We start from the raw sequence: 20,585 nt of genomic DNA, 5'->3' as shown, positions 1-20,585 counted from the left end.
GCACGCGACGGGTGAAGATCCGCTGTGTGCGCCGGTGCCACGGTGGCCGCGCAACCATCGGCGAGACAACGGAGGCACGATGCGGGAGACAGGATGGCTCGGCTGGATCTGGTTCGCAGGCATCATGATGATCGTCATGGGGTCGTTCAACGCCATTGAGGGGCTGGTGGCGTTGTTCCGCGGTGAGTACTACGTCGTGACCGAGGAGCAGGTGCTCGTCTTCGACCTCACCGCGTGGGGCTGGATCACCCTTCTGATCGGGATCCTGGTGGCGCTCGCGGGCGGCGCGCTGCTCTCCGGTGCCGCGTGGGCCAGGGTGGTCGCGGTGGTGCTCGCGGTCATCAACGCGGTGGCGCAGCTGGCGTTCGTGTCGGTGCACCCGCTGTGGTCCACGATCGTCATCGCACTGTGCGTCACGGTGATCTGGGCCGTGGTCGTGCACGGATCGGAAGCGGACACCACGACGGCCACGACGAAGTTCGAGTCGTCACCACACCACCGTTGATGCCGCGCGCACTCACGATCCTGCTCGGTGGCGCCGCCGCGGTCGTGGTGGTCGCCGGAGTGCGGGCGGTCGCGTGGCTGGTGGCGCCGGCGCTGCTGGCGCTGCTGGTCGTGATCGCGATCAGTCCCGCGCACCGGTGGCTGCGCGGCCGCGGGGCGCCGCCGTGGCTCGCGACGCTGACGGTCGTCGTGCTCGTCTACGGCGTGCTGGCGGTCGTCGCCGTCACCGTCGCGGTGTCCGGGATGCGGCTGGCGTCGATGCTGCCCGAGTTCGCCCGTGCGGAACTGGTCGTGCGGGCCGAGCGGGTGATCAGCGGCATCGACCGCGGTCAGCTCGTCGGAGCGATCGGCGGGTTGCTCACGGAGCTGGCGAGCCTCACCACGAGCCTGGTGTTCCTGCTGGCACTGCTGCTGTTCCTCGGTGTCGAGGTGGGCTGGGCCGGCTCGCGGCTGGCCGAGATCGCGGCGGACCGGCCGCGGCTGTGCGAGGCGCTGGTGGAGTTCGTCCGCCGGACCCGCCGCTACGTCCTCGTCACCACCGTGTTCGGGCTCGTCGTAGCGACGCTGGACACGGTGGCGCTGGCGTTGCTCGGCATCCCGCTCGCGGTGCTGTGGGGCGTGTTGTCGTTCGTCACCAACTACATCCCCAACATCGGCTTCCTCCTCGGCGTGGTGCCGCCGGGGGTGCTGGCGCTGGTGCAGGAGGGCCCGCGCGGGGCGCTGGCCGTCCTGGTGTTCTACGGGGTGCTGAACTTCGTGGTGCAGTCGCTGATCCAGCCGCGCTTCACCGGCGACGCCGCCGGGTTGTCGACCACCGTCACGTTCCTGGCCCTGGTGTTCTGGGCCTGGGTGCTCGGCCCGCTCGGCGCGTTGCTCGCGGTGCCGCTCACCGTGCTGGTGAAGGTGGTGCTGGTCGACATCGACCCGGCGGCGGGGTGGGCGGCGGCGTTGCTCAGGCCGCCGCGAACAGGTGACATCCCCACGCCTCCAGTGCCACGTACAGGGGACTGAGGTCGTCGTCCTGCTCGTACACCATGCCGTCGAGCAGATCGGTGTACCGGCGCAGCTCGACGGGAAGCAGTCCCTGCGCGGGCTGGTCGGAGAAGTTCACGACCACGACGTGCCGGGCACCGCCGGCGGCCGTCCACGTCCACGCGAGCAGACGCCGGCACGACTGGTTGTCCGGCCAGCCCTCGGCCTCGAGCAGGCGCCACTCACCGAGCCGCACCTGGTGGTCGTGCACCACCGCGAGCAACCTGCGGTACCACGCGGCCAGGTCGTGGTCGAGCGGTTCGTCCGGCCGCCTGGCCAGGAACACCGGCGGCCGGACCCGCCTGCCCTCGAACTGACCTTCGTGCCACAGAGTCGCGCCGGGAAGTGTCGCGATCGCGACGGCGGCGGCCCGTGCGGCGGCGGGCGGCAGCTCACTCGCGATGCGCGGTTCGTCCTGGTTCTCCAGGAATCGCAGCAGCCGCGCCTGGTAGGCGGGGTCGGCCCGCAGGTGATCGCGGATCCCGCTGCCGCTGATGAACCGGTCGTAGAGCCGTTTGTCGTAGCAGAAGTGGAAACCCTGCTGCTGCAACGTCCACTCCATGTCCCAGTACGCCTCCGCGATCAGCACGGTCTCCGGGTGCCGAGCCCGCAGCGCGCCGATGACCTCCGGCCAGAAGTCCTGCTCCGGTGGCGTTTTGTGCCACGTCCTGGCGAAGACCTCGTTGGTGACGAGCATGGCCATGTCGCAGCGGATGCCGTCGCAGCGGGCCGCGACCGAGCCGAGCGTCATCGTCGCGGCCGCGCGGAAGGCGGGGGAGAAGGCGTCGAGCTGCACGACGTCCGGCCACGCGGGGAAGTACGGGTCCTTGCCGCGTGCCAGCACGTTCCCGCCGACGACGAGCCAGCTCCGCGGGTCGTTGGTGTAGTCGTCGGCGGTCCCGCGGACGAAGAACTCCGGATGATCCGCGACCCAAGGGTGGTCCGGTGCCACGTGGCTCGGCACGTAGTCGAGGATCAGCCGCACGCCCCGCGCCCCGAGTTCGGCACGGGCCTTCGCGAGGCCCTCGTCGCCTCCGAACGCGTCGGCCACGACGTAGCGCTGGACGCAGTACGGCGAGCCTGCCACGTCCTCCGCGCGCAGATCCGGCAGCGCCTCGCGGAACGACGCCCGCAGGCCGGGATGCGCGTTGGCGATCGCGAGGCCCAGCACGCTGCGTTCCCACACGCCCATCAGCCACACCGCGTCGACTCCGGCCGGGGTGACCGCGTGCCAGGCGGACGCGGGCACGTCTCCGAGCGTGATCTCGCGGCCCGCCGCACGGGACAGCTCACCCAGCCACACCGCGGTGTTGATCTCGTAGATCACGGGCTGCTCCGGCCAGCTCATCGCGCCACCTCCCGCGGCAGCAGGGCGACCAGCGCGGTCCACCCGGTCTGGTGGCTCGCGCCGATGCCCGCGCCGTTGTCGCCGTGGAAGTACTCGTAGAACAACGGCAGGTCCTGCCAGTGCGGATCCCGGTACCGCGTCTGTCCACCATGGACCGGACGACCGTCCACACCGGACAGTAAGGTGCCGAGCAGGCGGTCGCCGATGTCCCGTGCCACCCCGCGGAGGGTCAGGTGCCGCCCGGAACCGGTCGGGCACTCCACGGTGAAGTCGTCGCCGAAGTACTCGTGCAGGTGCCGCAACGCCCTGATGACCAGCACGTTGATCGGGAACCACACCGGGCCGCGCCAGTTGGAGTTGCCGCCGAACATGCCGCTGTCCGACTCGGCCGGCAGGTACGCGACGCGGTGCTCGACGCCGTCGACCGTGAGCGAGTACGGGTGCTCGGCGTGCCAGCGCGACAGTGAGCGAATGCCGTGCGGGCTCAGGAACTCCTGCTCGTCGAGCATCCGCGTGAGGATGCGGCGCAGGCGGCTCTCGTCGAACAGCGAGAACAGCACGGGGCCGGTGGCGTCGGTCTGCGCGCCGTGCCCCCACAACGCGGCCCGCACCGCCGGATGCCGGTCGAGGAACTCCCGCATGCCGTCGACCAGGTCGGGATGCTTGCTCCTGAGGTCGGAGCCGATCACGGTCGCGGCGGCCAGCGGGAGCAGCCCGACGGCCGAGCGGATCTTCAACGACGTGGCGGTGCCGTCCGGATGCCGCAGCACGTCGTGGAAGAAGCCGTCCTCCTCGTCCCACAACCCGCTGCCGACGTGGTTCGTGGCGGCCGCGATCCACGCGAGGTTCTCCAGCAGGCTCGCCGCCTGCTCCACCTCGTCGAGCTCCAGGGCCATCTGGATGAGGTTCTGGCAGTACAACGCCATCCACGCGGTGCCGTCGGCCTGGTCGATCCGCCCGCCGGTGGGCAGCGGCGCGCTGCGGTCGAACACCCCGATGTTGTCCAGGCCCAGGAACCCGCCCTGGAACAGGTTGCGCCCGTCGGCGTCCTTCCGGTTGAGCCACCAGCAGAACGCCCGCAGCAGGGGCGGGAACACGCGCGCCAGGAACGCCTTGTCGTGGTCGTGCTGGTAGACGAACCACGCCGCCCACGCGTGCGCCGGCGGGTTGACGTCGCCGAAGTTCCACTCGTAGGCCGGGATCTGGCCGTTGGGGTGCAGGTAACGGCGGCCGAGCAGCAGTTCGATCTGCTGCTTGGCCAGTTCCGGGTCGACGACCACCAGTGGCACGGCGTGGAAGGCGAGGTCCCACGCGGCGAACCACGGGTACTCCCACTTGTCCGGCATGACGATGACGTCGTCGGCGACGAGGTGCCGCCAGTTCTGGTCCGCTCCCAGTGGATCGACGCCGCGTTCGGTCAGCCAGCGCTCGACGTCGAACGAGTAGTACTGCTGTGACCACAGCAGCCCAGCCAGCGCCTGCCGGCACACCAGCCGTTCGTCGTCGCGCGGGTCGCCGCCGAGCACCTCGTCGTAGAAGTCGTCGGCCTCACCGCGGCGCTCGCTGACGACGGAGTCGAAGCCCTCGAAGGGCTCGTCGAGGCTGCTGTCGGTGAGCCGGACCCTGACCGTGGCGCTCTGCCCCGCCCCGATGCGGAACTCGTGGTGGGCAGCGGCTTTCGTGCCGACCCCGTCCGCGGCGACCGCGCTGAGATCGCCGTGCACCACCGCGCGGTCGATGCCGTCCTTCACGTACGGGGTGACGTTGGGCGAGCCGAACACGCGCTCGTCGTCGGTCTCGTTCTCCGTGACGAGAATCGGCGCGGGCGGTGCGACGTACCACCACCGGACGCCGAGATCGGGATGCTCGGCTCGCACCGTCCCCGGCTCGCAGACGTGCAGCGACGGCATGCGGACGTCACCCGCCCACGACCACGTGTGCCGGAACCACAAGGTGGGCAACAGGTGCAGCGTCGCGTCCTCGGGGCCGCGGTTGTGGACCGTGATGCGCATGAGGACGTCTTCCGGGCCCGCCTTCGCGTACTCGACGACGACGTCGAAGTAGCGGTCGTCGTCGAACACTCCCGTGTCGAGGAGCTCGTACTCGGGATCGAGGCGGGTGCGCGCGGCGTTCGTGGCGACCAGGTCCTCGTACGGGAACCGCGCCTGCGGGTACTTGTAGAGCATCCGCAGGTACGAGGAGGTCGGGGTGGCGTCGAGGTAGAAGTAGCACTCCTTGACGTCCTCGCCGTGGTTGCCCTCGCCGTTGGTCAGGCCGAACAACCGCTCCTTGAGGATCGGGTCGGCGCCGTTCCACAACGCGAGCGCCAGGCAGACGCGCTGCTTGTCGTCGCTGAACCCGGCCAGCCCGTCCTCACCCCACCGGTAGGCCCGATACCTGGCCTGGTCGTGGGTGAACGACGTCCAGGCGTCCCCGGCGTCGTTCCCCTCGCGGACCGTGCCCCACTGCCGTTCGCTCAGGTACGGCCCCCACCTGCGCCACGGACCGGCGTTCTGCAGCCTCTGCTTCTCCACGTCGCCCACCTCTCGTCTCACCGGGAAACCCAAGGCTGGCCGGGAGATCGGGCGTGCCGGTTCACCCCGCGCGGATGGTTCGGCGGCACCCGGCCACCCGTGCGGGACGAGTTGGCCCCTCGCTTGCACGGGCCGTGCGCGAGGAGGATGAGGTGATGGCGACCGCGTTCGTGCTCGCAGGCGGTGGGAGCTTGGGCGCGACAGAGGTCGGCATGCTGGCCGCGCTCACCGAGGCCGACGTCCGCCCGGACTTCGTTGTCGGCACTTCGGTGGGCGCTGCCAACGCCGTGTGGTTCGCCCTTCATCCGTCCGATGTGGACTCTCTGGTCTCGCACTGGGTGTCGTTGCGCCGCAGCGACGTCTTCCCCGTCCGTCCGGTGCGCGGCCTGCTCGGCCTGCTGGGGCTGCGCGACCACCTCGTGCCGAACACCGGGTTGCGCCGCCTGCTGGACCGCTCGCTGGGCCCGATCGACCTGACGAACACCGAGATCGGAGTGCACGTCGGCGCGACCGACGTCCTCACCGGCGCGGAAGTGCTGCTGTCGAAGGGACCCGCGGTCGACGCGGTGCTGGCCTCGACCGCCATCCCCGCCGTGTTCCCGCCGCTGAACCTCGGCGGCCGCTATCTGATGGACGGTGGTGCCGTGAACAACACCCCTGTCTCCCACGCGGTGGAGCTCGGCGCCGATCAGGTGTGGGTGCTGCCGACCGGCTACGCGTGCGCGCTGACCTCACCGCCGCGCAGTGCCGTCGGCGTCGCGTTGCAGGCGTTGACGTTGCTGGTCAACCACCGGCTCGAGGCGGACGTCGAACGCTATCGGGAGCTGGTCGAACTCCGGGTCGTGCCGCCGCTCTGCCCGCTGCGGGTGTCACCCGCGGACTTCCGGCACGCCCGTGAACTGATCGACGCGGCGTACGCGAGCACCCGCGAGTGGCTGACCGCGGGCTGCCCCACCAGCCCGCGGCATCAGGCCTGCGGGACCACCAGGCCGGTCTCGTAGGCGATCACGACGAGCTGAGCGCGGTCGCGGGCGTGCAGCTTCATCATCGCGCGGTTGACGTGGGTCTTCGCGGTCAGCGGGCTGATCACCATGTGGTCGGCGATCTCGTCGTTGGACAGGCCACGGGCGACCAGCACGACGGCCTCGCGTTCGCGGTTGGTGAGGCCGCTGATGTCGCCGTTCGGGTGGAGCGGACGGCTGACGTACCGGTCGATGAGCCTGCGGGTGATCGACGGGGCGAGCAGCGCGTCACCGCGGGCGGCCACCCGGACGGCGTGCAGGAAGTCCTCCGGCTGGACGTCCTTGACGAGGAAGCCGGCGGCACCGGCCTTGAGGGCGTTGAACACGTACTCGTCGAGGCCGTAGTTGGTGAGGATCACGACGTGGACGCCCGCGAGCGACGGGTCGGCGGCGATGCGGCGGGTCGCCTCGATGCCGTCCAGAACAGGCATCTGGATGTCGACCAGGGCGATGTCGGGCAGGTGTTCCCTGGCGAGTTTGAGACCTTCCAGGCCGTCCGCGGCTTCGGCGACCACCTCGATGTCGTCCTCGGCGTCGAGCAACGCGCGGAAGCCGCTGCGGATGAGCGGCTGGTCGTCGACCAGCAGGACGCGGATCACGGCTGTGCCACCGGGAGTTCGGCCTGGACGGTGAAGCCGCCGCCGGTGCGCGGCGCGGCGTCGAGCCTGCCGCCGAGAGCGGTGACGCGTTCGCGCATGCCGAGCAGACCGACGCCGGGTTTCGGTGCGGCGTCAGGGGTTGCGCGGCCGTCGTCGTCGACCTGGATCACGAGCGCGTCCGGCCGGTAGTCGATGCGGACCCGCGCGGTCGCGGCGGCGGCGTGCCGGGCGACGTTGGTGAGCGACTCCTGCACGATCCGGTACGCCGTCCGCTCCACGGCGGCGGGCACGTCGTTGCGCTCGCCCTCGATCGTCAGCTGCGCGTCGAGACCGGTCGATCTGGCGCGTTGGACCAGGGCGGGGACGTCGTCGATGCCGTGTGGCGGGTTCTTGTCGTCGTCCCGGAGCGCTTCCAGGGTCGCGCGCAGCTCCCTGGCGGCCTCCCGGCCGGCGTCGCGGATCGCGAGCAGCGACTCGGGGACCTCCTCGCCGCGCTTCTGGGCCAGGTGGACGGCGACCTCGGCCTGGAGCTTGATCACCGAGATCTGGTGGGTGAGCGAGTCGTGCAGTTCGCGCGCGATGTGCAGGCGTTCCTCGTTGGCACGCCTCAGCGCGGTCTCCTCGCGGGTGCGTTCGGCTTCGTCGGCACGCTGTTCGGCCTGGCGGAGGGCTTCACCGGCGGCCGCGGCGGCGATCAGCCAGGCGATCTGCAGGACGTCGCGGGACTGGGCGAACGCCTCGGCCGTCGTGAGATCGCGGGGTGACACGAGCGCCGCGAGGGGGAGCAGCCCCAGCATCACTACGGAACCGGCCGCGGTGACGACGCGGTGGCCCGCCCTCATCGTCGAGTACACCGCGAACAGGAACGCGATCACCGGCACGTCGTAGCCGAGCGCCTGGTAGCCGAGCGCCGCGAGCCCGGTCGCGGCCAGCACGGCGATCGGTGCCGTCCGGCGGGCCACGAGCGCCAAACCTCCGGCGGCCAGCAGCGCGTAGCCCAGCGGGCTCGCCGGGTGTCCGGCCACGACGAGGCTGGCCGCCACCCCGGCGGCGATCACCCAGTCCAGCCAGATCTTGTTCATGCGTGCACCTTAAACCCCTGTTCGCACTGGTAGATCGTGCGCTGGGATGACATCGGGCCTACTGCGTCCGCAGTAGACATTGTCTGCGCGCGCACGACGACGTGCGGTCGTGCGGCGGACAAGCTCATGCCATGTCTCTTTCCCAGATTGCCGCTCAAACGTACGGATTGACCGCCGGACGCGCCTGGTCGCTGGTGGGCATCGTGGCCGGACTGGCCGGTGTGGGCATCGGCGTGTTCGCGCGGCGCAGAGGAGTTGTCGCCGTGGCCTGCGGGGTCGTCGGCGTGGTGCTCGGTGTGGTGGTCGTGCTCATGGCGAAGGGCGGCCCCGGCACCGGCTACGGCATCGTCGGCGGCTACGTCTCGCTGGTGGTGGGCGTGGTGGCCGCGGCGCTCGGCTGGCGGGCTATGCGAAAAGGCGCTCGGGCTGCTGCACCGCGCGTCGAGTGACGAGCCCGGCGGCACCGCGCACGACGGCGAACTCACCGAGCGGTGAGGCGACCAGCGTGGTGTGCCGTTCGCCGCCCGCGAGCACCCTGGCGTCCATTTCGGACTGAATGGCCGTGCTCAGGTGCTCGTGCAGCACGGCGTAGCTGCCGCCGAGCACGACGGTCGGCACGTCGAAGAGGTTCATCAGCGTGGCGAGGCCGACCCCGAGCGCCTCTCCCGCGGCCTTGACCGCGCTGAGGGCCTTGGGATCGCCCGCGTCGAGGGCCTTCGCGAGCGAGTCGAGCCGACGGCGTCCCGCCTCGCGCAGGATGACGTCGAGGCCCGCGTACCGCTCGACGCAGCCACGGCTGCCGCACGTGCAGCGGACGCCGTTGCGTTCGATCACGACATGACCGAGCTCGCCCGCGAAACCGCTGACACCGCGGTAGACCTCGCCGTGCAGCACCACGCCCGCGCCGATGCCGACGTCCGCCGAGACGTGCACGAAGTCCTCACCCGCGAGATGGCGGGGCCAGAGGTGGGCCAGTGCGGCGAGGTTCGCCTCGTTGTCCAGCTCGACGTCGAGGTTCAGGCGCAGGCCGAGGTCCGCGGCGAGGGGAGCGCCGACGAGCTTCGGCAGGTTGGGCGCCCTGACCAGGACGCCGTCGTGCACGACGCCCGGCACGGCGAGACCGACACCGAGCACCGGCCGGGCCGGGATGATCTCGCGGATCAGCTCGGCGACCCGGTCGAGCACCTCGTCCGAGGTGGCGTCGCGGATGTCGGTGGGAACGAGCACGCGCCGCAGCGTCTCGCCGTCGAGGCCGAGGGTCTCGACGGCGAGGTGGCTCACGTTGATCTCCGCGCCGACCGCGACCGGGCCGTCGGGGTGGAAGCGCAACGGCTTGGACGGCCTGCCCATCCCGGCGAGCGTGGCCGGTTCCTCGACGAGAATTCCGTTGGCCAGCAACGGTTCCGTGAGGTTCGACAGGGTCGCCTTCGTGAGCCCGGTGCGGGCCGCGAGGTCGGCCCGCGAGCCCGGCCGGTCGACGAGGGCGAGCAGGACCGTCCGCAGGTTGCCGAGGCGGACCTGGCGCAGGTGGTCGACGGTGGTCATCGAGCCAAGTATCGCTGCGCGGCCTCCGCGTACCGCGCTCGGATCTCCGGCACGCCGTCGGCGGAGTACCGGCTGCTCTCCGACCCCTGCCACTCCGGCGGGGTCGTTCCGCCCGTGAGCGTCCACGCCGCCTGTCGTGCCGCGCCGTCGGCCACGTACTCGCCCGGCGCGGGCACCGTCACCGGCACCCCGAACACCGTCGGCGCGATCTCCCGGACCGCGGGGGAGGCCGCCGCCCCGCCGACGAGCAGGACACCGGTGACGTCGGCACCCTGCCCGGCCAGCGCGTCGAGGCCGACCGCGAGACCGCACAGCATGCCTTCCACCGCGGCGCGCGCGATGTTCGCGGGCGTCGCGTTCGTGAGCGTCAGGCCGTGCAACGCTCCCGTGGCGTCCGGCAGGTTCGGCGTCCGTTCGCCTTCGAGGTACGGCACCAGCACGACGCCTTCCGCACCGGGCCGGGCGGACAGCGCGAGATCGCTGAGCGTCGCTAGATCGACGCCCAGCATCCGGGCGGTCGCGTCCAGCACGCGGGCGGCGTTGAGCGTGCACGCCAGCGGCAGGTACCGGCCGGTCGCGTCGGCGAAGCCCGCCACGATGCCGGAGGCGTCCGCCGCCCGCACGTCGCTCGCCGCCGTGACGACGCCGGACGTGCCGAGCGACACCAGGACCTCCGTGCCCGCCCCGACGCCGAGGATCGCGGCCGCGTTGTCACCCGCGCCCGCACCGAGCCGGACCGGGCCCTCGACGAACTCGGCGGGCCCGAGCACGCGCGGCAGCACCACGTCGGCGCGGCCGAAACCGCGTTCGAGCAGCTCCGGCACGTACTCGTTGGCCGTGGAGTCGAAGTAGCCGGTGCCGGACGCGTCCGAGCGGTCGGTGACGAGGTCGGCGAGGTCGCCGGTGCCGCGCAGCCGCCACGTCAGCCAGTCGTGCGGGAGGCAGACGGCGGCGGTGCGCTTGGCGTTGGCCGGTTCGTGCTGGGCGAGCCAGCGCAGCTTGGTGATCGTGAACGACGCGACCGGCACCAGCCCGATCCGCTGGGCCCAGTGTTGCGCGCCCAGCTCGGCGGTGAGGTCCGCGGCGGCTGCCGCGGACCTGGTGTCGTTCCAGAGCAACGCTTCCCGCACCACGTTGCCGTCGTCGTCGAGGCACACCATGCCGTGCTGCTGCCCGGCGACGCTGAGCGCCGCGACGTCGTCAAGCCCGCCGGCCTGCTGGATGGCCGACTGCAGCGCCGTCCACCAGTGGTCCGGGTGGACCTCGGTGCCGTCCGGGTGGGTCGCCCGACCCTCCCGGACGAGCCTGCCGGTCTCCGCCTCGCGCACCACGACCTTGCACGACTGCGTCGACGAGTCGACGCCCGCGACGAGCGTCATGTCAGCGCGCCCCGGTGAGGTGCTCGAGCGCGAGCTGGTTGAGCCGCACGAACCCGAAGCCGCGCTCGGCCGCCTTGTCCGGGTCGAAGCTGTCGTCCTTCAGCAGGTCCTCGTAGGACTCGCCCTCGCCCAGGGTCGGCTTGCCCAGGTCGGAGACACCCGCGACCTGGAGCGCCTCCTGCACCTCGGGGTCGGCGCGGAAGGCCGCGGCGCGCTCCTTGAGCAGCAGGTACGTCCGCATGTTCGCCGCGGCGGAGTCCCAGACGCCCTTGATGTCCTCGGTGCGCGACGGCTTGTAGTCGAAGTGCCGCGGACCCTCGTACCCGGCGCTCTCCAGCAGGTCGACGAGCGCGAACGCGTTCATCAGGTCGCCGTGGCCGAACACGAGGTCCTGGTCGTACTTGATGCCGCGCTGGCCGTTGAGGTCGATGTGGAAGAGCTTGCCCTGCCACAACGCCTGCGCGATGCCGTGCACGAAGTTGAGCCCGGCCATCTGCTCGTGGCCGACCTCGGGGTTGAGGCCGACCAGGTCGGGCTGGTCGAGCGTCGAGATGAAGCCCAGGGCGTGCCCGATCGTCGGCAGCAGGATGTCGCCGCGCGGCTCGTTCGGCTTGGGCTCCAACGCGAACCGGATGTCGTAGCCGCGGTCCGTGACGAACCCGGTCAGCAGGTTGAGGCTCTCGCGGTACCGGTCGAGCGCCGCCCGCACGTCCTTGGCCAGGTCGTACTCCGAGCCCTCGCGCCCGCCCCACAACACGTAGGTCTTCGCACCGAGCTCGGCCGCGAGCTCGATGTTGCGCAGGATCTTCCTCAGCGCGAACCGCCGCACGCCGCGGTCGTTGCTGGTGAGGCCGCCGTCCTTGAACACCGGGTGGGTGAACAGGTTGGTTGTCATCATCGGGATGACGAGACCGGTCTCGTCGAGCGCGGCCTTCAGCCGGTCGATCTGCTGCTGCCGGTTCGTCGCCGCGAACCCGAACAGGTCGTCGTCGTGGAAGGTCATCCCGTAGGCCCCGAGCTCGGCGAGCCGGTGCACCGCCTCGACCACGTCCAGGTCCGGCCGCGTGGCGTCGCCGAACGGGTCGCGGCCCGGCCAGCCCACGGTCCAGAGACCGAAGGAGAACTTGTCCGCCGGAGTGGGCGCCGTCATGATCCACCTCATTCGTTCAATGCTTGAACTTAGTGCGGACAGTACGACGCCGGAGCCGTGATCGCAATCGGTCAGACCCGATGTTCCGCGGCGACCGCCTCGACCGCGGGGCCGAGTGCGGCGGCGATCGCGCGGTAGCCGGCGGCGGACGGGTGGAAGCGGTCGGCGGCGAAGAGCGACGGGTCCGCGGCGAACTGGGGTGTGACGACGCGTTCGACGTGGGCGACCACGCCACCCGCGCGGATGACGGCCTGCAGCTGCGCCTGCGCGTAGTCGCGGCTCACGGTCGACACGAGGCCGCGCAACGCGGGCGGTACATGGGCGACCACGCTCAGGTCAGGTGCCGTGGCCACGACGACGTGGGCGCCTGCGCGTCGCAGGTCCGCGACGGCGTCGTGCAGCTGCTGGGCACCGACGTGCGCGGGAACGAACCTCGTCAGGTCGTTGGCCCCGATCACCACCACGGCGAGATCCACACCGCCCGCGATCGCGGCCCGCACCTGCGTGCTCAGGTCGGCGCTGCGGGCGCCCGGCACGGCGTGCACCCTCAGGTCGACGTCGTGCCCGGCCGCCCGCAGCCGTGCGGCGAGCAACGGTCCGAGGGTGTCCTCGCGACGCGTGCTGCCGACACCCGCGGCGATGGAGTCGCCGAGCAATCGCAGTCGCATGCCAGGTAAAACGGCGAGCGCCGGAACGGTGTTCCGCGCCAGACTGTGACGGTGGACGAGCTGCTGGGGTGGTGCGTGGTCGCGAACGTGGCCGCCGCCGATCTGAAGCACTTCTCGCAGGGAACGAAGCTGTGGGTGCTGCCGCCGCAATGGGGTGACGGCGGGGAGGACCTGATGGTGGTCGGCCGGCACCGCGGCAGCCCTGGGCCGTTGTGCACGATGGTCGTACCTCGGGTGCACCTGACGAACTTCCGGGTCCGCGGGGTCTACCAGCCCGTCGTGCACCGCGCGCTCACCAAGGAGTGGAAGCGCGGCGTGCCCAGGCAGTGGGAGTCGCGGGAGGAAGCGGAGAAGGTCGCCGGGTGGTGGGCGCGCGACGCGGCCATCCACGCGGGAGTGCGGCGCCCGCTGAAACGCGCCGAGTTCTACCACCGGCTCGCCGATGTGCTGCCGGGACACGTCCTGCAGCAATGGGCCGTCCAGGACGTCATGAACCCGAAGCTCTCGTTCGAGCTCGGCGAGGTGTTCCGCGATCAGCACGAGGTGGACGCGGTCCGCGAGCTGCGCGAACTCCTCGGCACCATCGCGACCGCGGGTGTCGCCAACTGGGCGGACAACGAGCTGTGGCCGGTTGTCGGCACCGTCGCGGCCAGGACGCGGGCTCTTCTGAGTCGCTGAACTGGTCACCGGCGCGCGGTGTGGCTCTGTTCGTCCAGAGCGTCGAGCTGCCCGCGCACCCGCTCGGCGTCGTTGTCGCGGCCCTGTTCCCGGAACAGCTCCAGCGCTTCCTGCCACGTCTTGCGGGCCTGGTCGTCCTGTCCGAGGGCGGCGTGGGGGTGGCCGAGGTTCTCCAGGGTGTTGGCGACCTGGTAGGCGTTGCCGAGCGTGCGGTACCGCGCGAGTGCCTCCTCGTAGTGGTCGAGGGCCTGCCGGTGGTCGCCCGCGCGGTGTGCGATGAGCCCGAGACTGTCCAAAGTGGTCGCCTCGCCCTCGGTGAACCGGTGGTGCCGCTGCAGAGCGAGGGCGGCACCGCAGAGGTCGCGAGCCGTGTCGAGATCACCCAGCTGCGCGGCACACCAGCCAGCCGCGTTGAGCGCCTCGCCTTCCCACAGCGGGTTGCCGAGAGACTGGTAGTGGTCGAGGGCCTGCCGGGCGTGCTCGAGTGCCTTCCTGCTGTCTCCCCACCCTTCCGACACGTACGTGAGGATCAGATGGGTGTGGGCCTGTTCGGTGGCGTCGTTCTGCTGCACGGCCAGGGAAAGAGCCCGATCCAGGTGCGCGGCGGCCTCCTCCCGCAGACCCAGCTGTGCGCAGGCGTAACCGAGGTGCCGGTGGGCACAGCTGCGGAGGAAGGGGTCGTCCGGGAGGTGCGTGGCGGCGTCCAGCGCCGCACGCCACGCGGCGATCCCGTCGTGCCGGTGCGCCTGCCGGAGGTGGAAGGTGTTCAGCGCCCAGGCGAGGTGCCAGACGACCCGGTGGCGGCCGAGGGCGGCGGCGGCGCGCTGGGTGGCCAGCAGGGTGGGGCGTTCGGCCCGCAGCCAGGCCGTCGCGGCCGCGGCGTCCGCCAGCGGGTGCGGGTGCACGCCGGGCGCGGGCGGGGTGGGTTCCAGCAGCGGGCGCTGGGGCTCCAGGAGCCGGTCGGCGGCGCAGGCGGTGTGCAGGTGGAAGTCCATCACCCGGACCAGGGCCGCCTCCCGCACGTCGTCAGGCAGGTCGTGGGCGGTGGTGGCGGCGTAGGCGCGGACCAGGTCGTGCATCGCGTACCGGCCACCTGGCTGCCGTTCGAGCAGGGAGGCCTCTTCCAGCGCTGCCAGCGCTTTGCGCGCCCTGGCCGCGGGCAGACCGGTGAGGGCGGACACGGCGGGCAGGGTGGTGTCGGGGCCGGGCGCGACACCCAGCAGCCCGAACACGGTGCGCTGCTCGTCGGTGAGCCGGCGCAGCGACCACGACAGCACGGCGGGCAGGCTGGCGGCGGGGTCGGTGTCGTGGTCGAGCGTCGCGAGGCCCAGCTCGCGCAGCTCGGCCGCCACCTCGGCCAGCGGGGTACCGGTGACGGCGGTGCGGGCCGTGATCGACAGGGCCAGCGGATAGCCACCGCACAGCTCGACCAGGTCGTCGACGGCGGCGGGTTCCGCGGTGACTCGGTCGGCGCCGAGGCGTGCGGCCAGCAGGGCACGGGCCTCGGCGCCCGGCAGCGCGTCCAGTTGCAGGTGGCGGGCGCCGTGCCGGTCGATCAGGGAGACGAGCCTGGCGCGGCCGGTGACCAGCACGGTGCAGGACGGGCTGCCGGGCAGCAGCGGCACGACCTGCTCGGTGGTGGCGGCGTTGTCGAGCACGATCAGCATCCGGCGGTCCGCGACCAGGCTGCGGAACAGCGCGGCCTGGGCGTCGAGGGCCGGCGGGATCCGGCCGGAGTCGACACCGAGGGCGTCGAGGAACCCGCGCATCGCGGACTCCGGCGCCATCGGTTCTTCCGTGGGGTTGAACCCGTGCAGGTCGACGAACAACTGCCCGTCGGGGAACCGCTCGGCGTGCTGGTGTGCCCACCGCAGGGCCAGCCAGGTCTTGCCGATCCCGCCCGCTCCGCCGATCGCCGAGATCAGCACCGTGCCGGAGGTCCCGCCGAGCGCCTCGTCCAGGCGGGCCAGTTCGGCGCCGCGGCCGGTGAACCACCGCGGCGGTGCGGGCAACTGCCGGGGCACCGGCGCTGATCTGCCGCCAGGAGCAGTGGCGGGTGGGGTGAGCGCGGGATCGGTGTCGAGGATGCGCTGATGCAGCTCCTGGAGTGCGGCGCCGGGGTCCGTGCCGAGGTCCTCCGCCAGGCGTTCCCGCACCTGCCGGTAGTGGGCAAGGGCGTCCGCGGTGCGTCCGGCGCGGTGCAGCGCCAGCATGAACTGGCCGGCCACCCGCTCGTCCAGCGGGTGCCGCGCGGCCCGTGCCGACAGCTGCGCCACCAGTTCTTCGCCCTGGCCCAGGCGCAGCAGGACGTCGGTCAGGTCGTGCTCGGCGGCCCACCGCTCCTGTTGCCAGCGGTCGCGCTCGCCTTCCACCCACTCGCCGTTCACCCCGGTCAACGGCTCCCCGCGCCACAACGCCAGCGCCTCGGTCAGCGGCGCCACCTGCTCGGCGTCGTCCGCGCGGCGGGCCCGATCGCGCAGCGCCTGGAAGCGGACCAGATCGACGGTCTGTTCCGCCTCCACCTCCAGGACGTAGCCGTCGGAACGGTGCACCACGGGCAGCGCGCCGCCAAAGGCCTTGCGCAGCCGCGAGACGTGACTGTGCAGCGTGGCCCGCCCTCGCCGGGGTGTGTCCGCACCCCACACCCGCTCGACCAGCCGGTCCGCGGGCACCAGCCGGCCCGCGTCCACCGCCAGTGCCGCCAGCACACACCGTTGGCGGGACGGCCCGAGATCAACCGGCCTCCCGTCGACGCGCGCGGAAACCTCGCCCAGCAGAACGATCTCCACCGCCATGCCCGTCTCTCCCTCCCCGAACCACAGGGATAGCGCAGTGACCAGGGCAATGCAGAAACCTCGCAAGAGGTTCACACGAACGGCCGCGCATTGTGAATCCCGGGGCGGCCCAAGGGATTCACCAGGGGGAAGGGCCGCCTCCTGGTTCGTCGACCTACGACAAGAGGGGCTGAACGATGAGGCTGTTTTCCACCATCACCGCGCTGGGGGTCGTTCTGGCGTCGGGCATCGCGATGACACCCGCGAGCTCCGCCGACGTCGGCGTGTTCGGGCGTGTCTACCTCGGCGCGAACTACGCCTCGTCCAACGGGACGTGGGTCGAGGTCTGCGACATGGAGCGCGATGGCAACGGCGTCTACGGCCAGTTCGAGACCAACACCGGAACGAGCCGCGTCAACGACGGCAACGGTTCGGCCGGCGGCTGCGGGAACGCGACGTTCGGCCGGGTCAACCGCTTCCGCGTGTGCGAGGACCTCAGCGGGCGGCCGGACCCGTGCTCGAGCTGGGCCCGCCCCTGATGCGGTAAAACCGTTTCGCGGCTGCGCTCGTCCGTCTACACTCCACGATCAACATCACCGAGTGACGAGGGGAGACCGGCCGTGCGTACCGCCGTTGTCGTTCCCCCGTCCCGTTTCGACGTGATCCTCGTGTCTTCGCACCCCGGCTGCTCGCTGCGCGCCGGGCACCGGAGTGTCTGACGAACCGGAGTGTTCGTCAGGTCATCGCGCTGACCTCGTAAGTCCTTTCGCACCGAGAAGGCACTTGAGCCATGCGCACGATCACGTTGAACGCTGTCCGCAACCTGGGCATCCTCGCCCACGTCGACGCGGGCAAGACCACGCTGACCGAACGAGTTCTGTTCGCCACGGGCAGCACCTACAAGCGCGGTGAGGTCCACGACGGCACCACCGTCACGGACTTCGACCCGCAGGAACGCGACCGCGGCATCACGATCTTCGCCGCGGCCGTCAGCTGCACGTGGGACGGGCATCGCGTCAACCTCATCGACACGCCGGGACACGTCGACTTCTCCGACGAGGTCGAACGGTCGTTGCGCGTGCTGGACGGGGCCGTCGCGGTGTTCGACGGCGTGGCAGGGGTGGAGCCGCAGAGCGAGTCCGTGTGGCGCCAGGCGGATCGGCACGGCGTGCCGCGGATCGCGTTCGTCAACAAGCTCGACCGGGCGGGCGCGGATCTCGACAAGGCCGTGGAATCGCTGCGGACGCGGCTGCACACCGTGCCGTTGGTGGTGCAGCTGCCGATCGGGGCCGAGGACGGGTTCGCCGGTGTCGTCGACCTGGTCCGCATGCGGGCGCTGACCTGGGAACCGGACCTCGTCGAAGGTCCGGTTCCGGAAACCCTGCTGGCAGAAGCACGACGACGTCGCCGCCTCCTGGAGGAGACGGTGGCGGAGCTGAACCTCAAGGCGCTGGAGGAGTTCTATGCGCACGGAGCGTTGGGGGAGCAGACGCTCACCGAAGCGTTGCGGGAAGTGACGCGATGTGGCACCGGAACCGTCGTGCTGTGCGGCTCGGCGTACCGGAACCGGGGCGTCGAGCCGTTGCTGGACGCGGTGATCGCCTACCTGCCGTCCCCTGTGGACGTTCCGCCGGTGCGGGGCGTCGGCGGCGAGGAACGGCAGGCGGATCCGGAAGCACCGTTCGCGGCGCTGGTGTTCAAGGTGAACTCCACCGCCACCGGGCGGCTGACCTACGTCCGCGTGTACTCCGGAACGCTCCACAAAGGACAGACGGTCCTGGTGGGTGGCCGGTCCGAACGCATCGGCAGGATCCTGCGGGTGCAGGCCGATCGCCACACGCCGGTCGACACGGCTGTCGCCGGTGACATCGTGGCCGTGGTGGGCCTGAAGTCGGCTCGCACGGGGGCGACCCTGTGCGCGCCGGAGGCTCCGCTGCTGCTCGAACCGCCGGTGTCGGCCGACCCGGTCGTGTCGGTGGCGGTCGAGCCGAAGTCCAGCGCGGACAACGGAAGGCTGGCCGAGGCACTGGCACACCTGGTCGACGAGGACCCGTCCCTGCAGGTGCGGACGGATCAGGAGACCGGTCAGACGGTGTTGTCGGGTCTGGGTGAGCTGCACCTGGAGGTCGCGGTGGAGAAGGCGCGCACGCACCACCGCCTCGAGATCACGATGGGCCGGCCTCGGGTGGCCTACCGGGAGACCGTGGCCAGTGGTGTCACGGGATTCGTCTACCGGCACGTGAAGCAGGACGGAGGTTCTGGACAGTTCGCTCACATCGTCATCGACACCGAGCCGCTGGAGACCGGTTTCGAGTTCCGCTCGACGGTCACCGGCGGGCGCGTGCCGCAGGAGTTCGTCCGCGCGGTCGAACAGGGCTGCCGGGACGCGCTGGCCGAGGGACCGCTCGGCCACCCGGTGACCGGCTTGCTGGTGACGCTCACCGACGGGTCCACGCACGTCAAGGACTCGACGGACCTGGCGTTCCGCACGGCGGGCCGCCTGGGCCTGCGCGAGGCCCTGAAGGCGGGCGCGATGACGTTGCTCGAACCGATCGCCGAGGTCACGGTCACCGTGCCGGACTCCTGCATCGGCGGCGTGCTCGGTGACCTGGCCGCGCGCCGGGGCCGGATCCTCGGCTCCGAGGCCAGGACCGGCACGACGGTGGTGACGGCCTCGGTTCCGCTGGCCGAGATGTTCGGTTACGCGACGAGGTTGCGCAGCCGGACCCAGGGCCGTGGCACGTTCACCGCCCGTCCGACCGGTTACGCGCCGGCGTAGGTGCACACTCGGGCGGCAGGTCGTGGGAGCACGTGGCCGCGCCTGCCGCCCGAGCCCGCCGGAGGTCGAGGTAGGGCCCCGCGATCTGCTCGCGGGGCACCGGCCCGAGGGCCAGCACGGCGTCGCCCGCGGCCAGTGTCTGGCGCCGCATCCGCTCGTGGTCGACGGCCTCGGCACCGAACGACGGCGCCCAGAGCGTCCACGGCCCCGAGATCATCGCCATCGTCGGGACGAGGTGCGAGTGGAAGTGCGTCCCGATGCCGCCGAACGAGCACTGCGGCGGCGCTCGGTCCGGCACCGGGACGTCGCTGCCGGGCAACACGAACGTGCGGTCCACCGCTCGTCCGGTAAGGGCTGCGGAGGCCGTCCTGGCGAGCACGGGACTGCCCGCGAACCAGCCCGACAGTTCCGCCGCGCCCGTCGGTCGCAGGGACCCGGCGCTGGGCAGGAACTCGCGTGTGCCCAGATGTTCCAGCACGAACGCGAACGCGACTGCGCCGCCGTCGTAGTCGGCGTCGAGCGCGCGGGCCCGGAACTCGCTGCCTTCCGCCGGGCGGTGCAGGTGGCCGGTCGCGAAGACGAATTCGATGGTCCGGGGGCGGCAGCGCAGCGGGAGTCCGGCGAAGTGCTCGGCGAGGGCGAGAAGGGCGACGGTTCCGTTCTCCTGCACCCAGCCCACGCCGTCGGTGTTGGTGTCGATGACGATGCGTTCGGGGCTCCTGCCGGGCAGCGTGGCGATCACCGAACGCGTCACGGCCGGTGCGCGGCCTGCCAGCACGCTGATGGTCGTGCGAGTGCCGGGCCGGAGTTCCAGCGCCGCGTCGGAGCCGACGAACACGCCCGGCACGCGGTAGTGCGTGCCGGTGTGCGGATCCCAGTAGCCGCGGACCTGCTCGTGCGGGAAGGGGAAGGCGACGACGACGCCCGCGGCACCGGCTGTGCCGGCGTCGATCATGTCCTGGTGCAGCGCTGGTTCGGCGAGATACCCGCGGTCGACAGCGGGGAAGTCGCGCAGGACGACCTTGCCGCGCGCGTTGGCGGCGGTGATGGGTTCGGTTGCGGGGAGGCGGACCAGGTCGCCGGAGCGCAGACCTGGGGCCGAGTAGGGGATCGCGGCCGCGACCGGCACCACGCCGCCGGACAGCAGCAAGCCGGGGCCAGGTTGCCAGCGGAGGATGTCGAAGCGTTCGGAACGCACCGACATGCCGGGAAGCCGCGAGACACGGCGTTCCAGCCAGGAGATCAGCCTGGCGTGGGCAGGGCTGCCGGTGGCGCGCACGCCGAACCCGGCCACCGTCGCGTTCAGCTCCCGCAGTTCGGCCGCCGAGGCGAACGCCCGGTCGTCGACCGAGGTGGGACAGGCGGGAGAGGCGGAGGCAGGAGAGGCGAGCTGGACGCAGAAAACCGTTACGACACCGATGAATCCAAGCCATCTGGCAGGCAGCACGACCCCACTGTGAGCGGTCGCGAGGTGGCCTCACAATCCGCTGT

Annotated in this window: 17 protein-coding genes; 7 read left to right on the top strand and 10 right to left on the bottom strand. The window is 71.5% G+C overall.

All coding sequences use genetic code 11. The annotated features are described in order from the left end of the window. The first annotated feature begins 79 nt into the window (after window positions 1-79). Both IEZ09_RS03490 and IEZ09_RS03485 read left to right on the top strand, forming a co-directional pair. A complete protein-coding gene (locus IEZ09_RS03490) occupies window positions 80-505 on the top strand; it encodes a DUF7144 family membrane protein (RefSeq protein ID WP_189252019.1) in 426 nt (141 codons plus the stop codon). After that, window positions 505-1,515, top strand: a complete 1,011-nt coding sequence (locus IEZ09_RS03485) for an AI-2E family transporter (RefSeq protein WP_189252018.1) — start codon at window positions 505-507, stop codon at window positions 1,513-1,515. Before IEZ09_RS03490 ends, IEZ09_RS03485 begins: the two co-directional genes overlap by 1 nt. Here the strand turns inward: IEZ09_RS03485 and IEZ09_RS03480 are convergent. After that, window positions 1,457-2,884: an alpha-amylase family glycosyl hydrolase gene (locus IEZ09_RS03480; protein ID WP_189252017.1), complete on the bottom strand. Its 1,428-nt coding sequence runs from the start codon at window positions 2,882-2,884 to the stop codon at window positions 1,457-1,459. The genes IEZ09_RS03485 and IEZ09_RS03480 overlap by 59 nt on opposite strands. Then, window positions 2,881-5,418 carry an MGH1-like glycoside hydrolase domain-containing protein gene (locus IEZ09_RS03475; RefSeq protein ID WP_229812209.1) on the bottom strand — a complete coding sequence of 846 codons (2,538 nt, stop codon included), beginning with the start codon at window positions 5,416-5,418 and terminating at the stop codon, window positions 2,881-2,883. The genes IEZ09_RS03480 and IEZ09_RS03475 overlap by 4 nt, the downstream gene beginning before the upstream one ends. A 155-nt stretch (window positions 5,419-5,573) precedes the next feature. Between IEZ09_RS03475 and IEZ09_RS03470 the strand changes: the two genes are divergently transcribed. Further along, window positions 5,574-6,419 carry a patatin-like phospholipase family protein gene (locus IEZ09_RS03470; protein ID WP_189252016.1) on the top strand — a complete coding sequence of 282 codons (846 nt, stop codon included), beginning with the start codon at window positions 5,574-5,576 and terminating at the stop codon, window positions 6,417-6,419. Here the strand turns inward: IEZ09_RS03470 and IEZ09_RS03465 are convergent. Both IEZ09_RS03465 and IEZ09_RS03460 read right to left on the bottom strand, forming a co-directional pair. After that, on the bottom strand, window positions 6,386-7,039 hold the full coding sequence (locus IEZ09_RS03465) for a response regulator (RefSeq protein WP_189252015.1): 654 nt from the start codon (window positions 7,037-7,039) through the stop codon (window positions 6,386-6,388). The genes IEZ09_RS03470 and IEZ09_RS03465 overlap by 34 nt on opposite strands. Continuing rightward, on the bottom strand, window positions 7,036-8,121 hold the full coding sequence (locus tag IEZ09_RS03460; RefSeq protein WP_189252014.1) for a sensor histidine kinase: 1,086 nt from the start codon (window positions 8,119-8,121) through the stop codon (window positions 7,036-7,038). The genes IEZ09_RS03465 and IEZ09_RS03460 overlap by 4 nt, the downstream gene beginning before the upstream one ends. Window positions 8,122-8,252: 131 nt before the next feature. Here IEZ09_RS03460 and IEZ09_RS03455 point away from each other — a divergent pair, with 131 nt between their 5' ends. Then, window positions 8,253-8,570, top strand: a complete 318-nt coding sequence (locus tag IEZ09_RS03455) for a DUF6223 family protein (protein WP_189252013.1) — start codon at window positions 8,253-8,255, stop codon at window positions 8,568-8,570. Here IEZ09_RS03455 and IEZ09_RS03450 read toward each other — a convergent pair. The 4 genes from IEZ09_RS03450 to IEZ09_RS03435 all read right to left on the bottom strand — a co-directional run bounded on the left by IEZ09_RS03450 (window position 8,527) and on the right by IEZ09_RS03435 (window position 12,863). After that, a complete protein-coding gene (locus tag IEZ09_RS03450; protein ID WP_189252012.1) occupies window positions 8,527-9,666 on the bottom strand; it encodes an ROK family protein in 1,140 nt (379 codons plus the stop codon). The genes IEZ09_RS03455 and IEZ09_RS03450 overlap by 44 nt on opposite strands. Continuing rightward, window positions 9,663-11,045, bottom strand: a complete 1,383-nt coding sequence (xylB, locus tag IEZ09_RS03445; RefSeq protein WP_189252011.1) for a xylulokinase — start codon at window positions 11,043-11,045, stop codon at window positions 9,663-9,665. Before xylB ends, IEZ09_RS03450 begins: the two co-directional genes overlap by 4 nt. A 1-nt stretch (window position 11,046) precedes the next feature. Next, complete coding sequence (gene xylA / locus IEZ09_RS03440) at window positions 11,047-12,198, bottom strand: xylose isomerase (RefSeq protein WP_189252213.1); 1,152 nt, start codon at window positions 12,196-12,198, stop codon at window positions 11,047-11,049. A 68-nt stretch (window positions 12,199-12,266) separates the two neighbouring features. Continuing rightward, window positions 12,267-12,863 (bottom strand): SGNH/GDSL hydrolase family protein, encoded by a 597-nt coding sequence (locus IEZ09_RS03435; RefSeq protein ID WP_189252010.1) that lies wholly within the window; start codon window positions 12,861-12,863, stop codon window positions 12,267-12,269. A gap of 51 nt (window positions 12,864-12,914) precedes the next feature. Here IEZ09_RS03435 and IEZ09_RS03430 point away from each other — a divergent pair, with 51 nt between their 5' ends. Next, window positions 12,915-13,541: a hypothetical protein gene (locus tag IEZ09_RS03430; RefSeq protein WP_189252009.1), complete on the top strand. Its 627-nt coding sequence runs from the start codon at window positions 12,915-12,917 to the stop codon at window positions 13,539-13,541. 5 nt (window positions 13,542-13,546) lie between these two features. On the opposite strand, the gene IEZ09_RS03425 is transcribed toward IEZ09_RS03430, so the two are convergent. Then, window positions 13,547-16,336 (bottom strand): AfsR/SARP family transcriptional regulator, encoded by a 2,790-nt coding sequence (locus IEZ09_RS03425; RefSeq protein WP_189252008.1) that lies wholly within the window; start codon window positions 16,334-16,336, stop codon window positions 13,547-13,549. Between the two features lie 176 nt (window positions 16,337-16,512). Here IEZ09_RS03425 and IEZ09_RS03420 point away from each other — a divergent pair, with 176 nt between their 5' ends. Then, the gene (locus IEZ09_RS03420) at window positions 16,513-16,854 is read left to right on the top strand and encodes a hypothetical protein (RefSeq protein ID WP_189252007.1); all 342 of its coding nucleotides are present in this window, start codon (window positions 16,513-16,515) and stop codon (window positions 16,852-16,854) included. A 251-nt stretch (window positions 16,855-17,105) separates the two neighbouring features. Then, window positions 17,106-19,094, top strand: a complete 1,989-nt coding sequence (fusA, locus tag IEZ09_RS03415; RefSeq protein WP_189252006.1) for an elongation factor G — start codon at window positions 17,106-17,108, stop codon at window positions 19,092-19,094. On the opposite strand, the gene IEZ09_RS03410 is transcribed toward fusA, so the two are convergent. Then, window positions 19,060-20,541, bottom strand: coding sequence for a zinc-binding metallopeptidase family protein (locus IEZ09_RS03410; protein WP_189252005.1), 1,482 nt, complete (start codon window positions 20,539-20,541; stop codon window positions 19,060-19,062). The genes fusA and IEZ09_RS03410 overlap by 35 nt on opposite strands. Window positions 20,542-20,585 lie beyond the last annotated feature (44 nt).

This window comes from Lentzea flava (assembly GCF_014648475.1).
In the GTDB taxonomy this organism is placed as follows: domain Bacteria; phylum Actinomycetota; class Actinomycetes; order Mycobacteriales; family Pseudonocardiaceae; genus Lentzea; species Lentzea flava.
Note: the sequence above shows the minus strand (reverse complement) of the source record. Positions and strands in the feature narration are given on the sequence as shown.

What these genes read in the sequence shown, in the direction of transcription:
- IEZ09_RS03450 (WP_189252012.1), bottom strand. Translation starts at nt 9,666, where the DNA reads ATGACCACCGTCGACCACCTGCGCCAGGTCCGCCTCGGCAACCTGCGG.
- xylB (WP_189252011.1), bottom strand. Translation starts at nt 11,045, where the DNA reads ATGACGCTCGTCGCGGGCGTCGACTCGTCGACGCAGTCGTGCAAGGTC.
- IEZ09_RS03485 (WP_189252018.1), top strand. Translation starts at nt 505, where the DNA reads ATGCCGCGCGCACTCACGATCCTGCTCGGTGGCGCCGCCGCGGTCGTG.
- IEZ09_RS03490 (WP_189252019.1), top strand. Translation starts at nt 80, where the DNA reads ATGCGGGAGACAGGATGGCTCGGCTGGATCTGGTTCGCAGGCATCATG.
- IEZ09_RS03480 (WP_189252017.1), bottom strand. Translation starts at nt 2,884, where the DNA reads ATGAGCTGGCCGGAGCAGCCCGTGATCTACGAGATCAACACCGCGGTG.
- IEZ09_RS03455 (WP_189252013.1), top strand. Translation starts at nt 8,253, where the DNA reads ATGTCTCTTTCCCAGATTGCCGCTCAAACGTACGGATTGACCGCCGGA.
- IEZ09_RS03460 (WP_189252014.1), bottom strand. Translation starts at nt 8,121, where the DNA reads ATGAACAAGATCTGGCTGGACTGGGTGATCGCCGCCGGGGTGGCGGCC.
- fusA (WP_189252006.1), top strand. Translation starts at nt 17,106, where the DNA reads ATGCGCACGATCACGTTGAACGCTGTCCGCAACCTGGGCATCCTCGCC.
- IEZ09_RS03425 (WP_189252008.1), bottom strand. Translation starts at nt 16,336, where the DNA reads ATGGCGGTGGAGATCGTTCTGCTGGGCGAGGTTTCCGCGCGCGTCGAC.
- IEZ09_RS03470 (WP_189252016.1), top strand. Translation starts at nt 5,574, where the DNA reads ATGGCGACCGCGTTCGTGCTCGCAGGCGGTGGGAGCTTGGGCGCGACA.
- IEZ09_RS03435 (WP_189252010.1), bottom strand. Translation starts at nt 12,863, where the DNA reads ATGCGACTGCGATTGCTCGGCGACTCCATCGCCGCGGGTGTCGGCAGC.
- IEZ09_RS03420 (WP_189252007.1), top strand. Translation starts at nt 16,513, where the DNA reads ATGAGGCTGTTTTCCACCATCACCGCGCTGGGGGTCGTTCTGGCGTCG.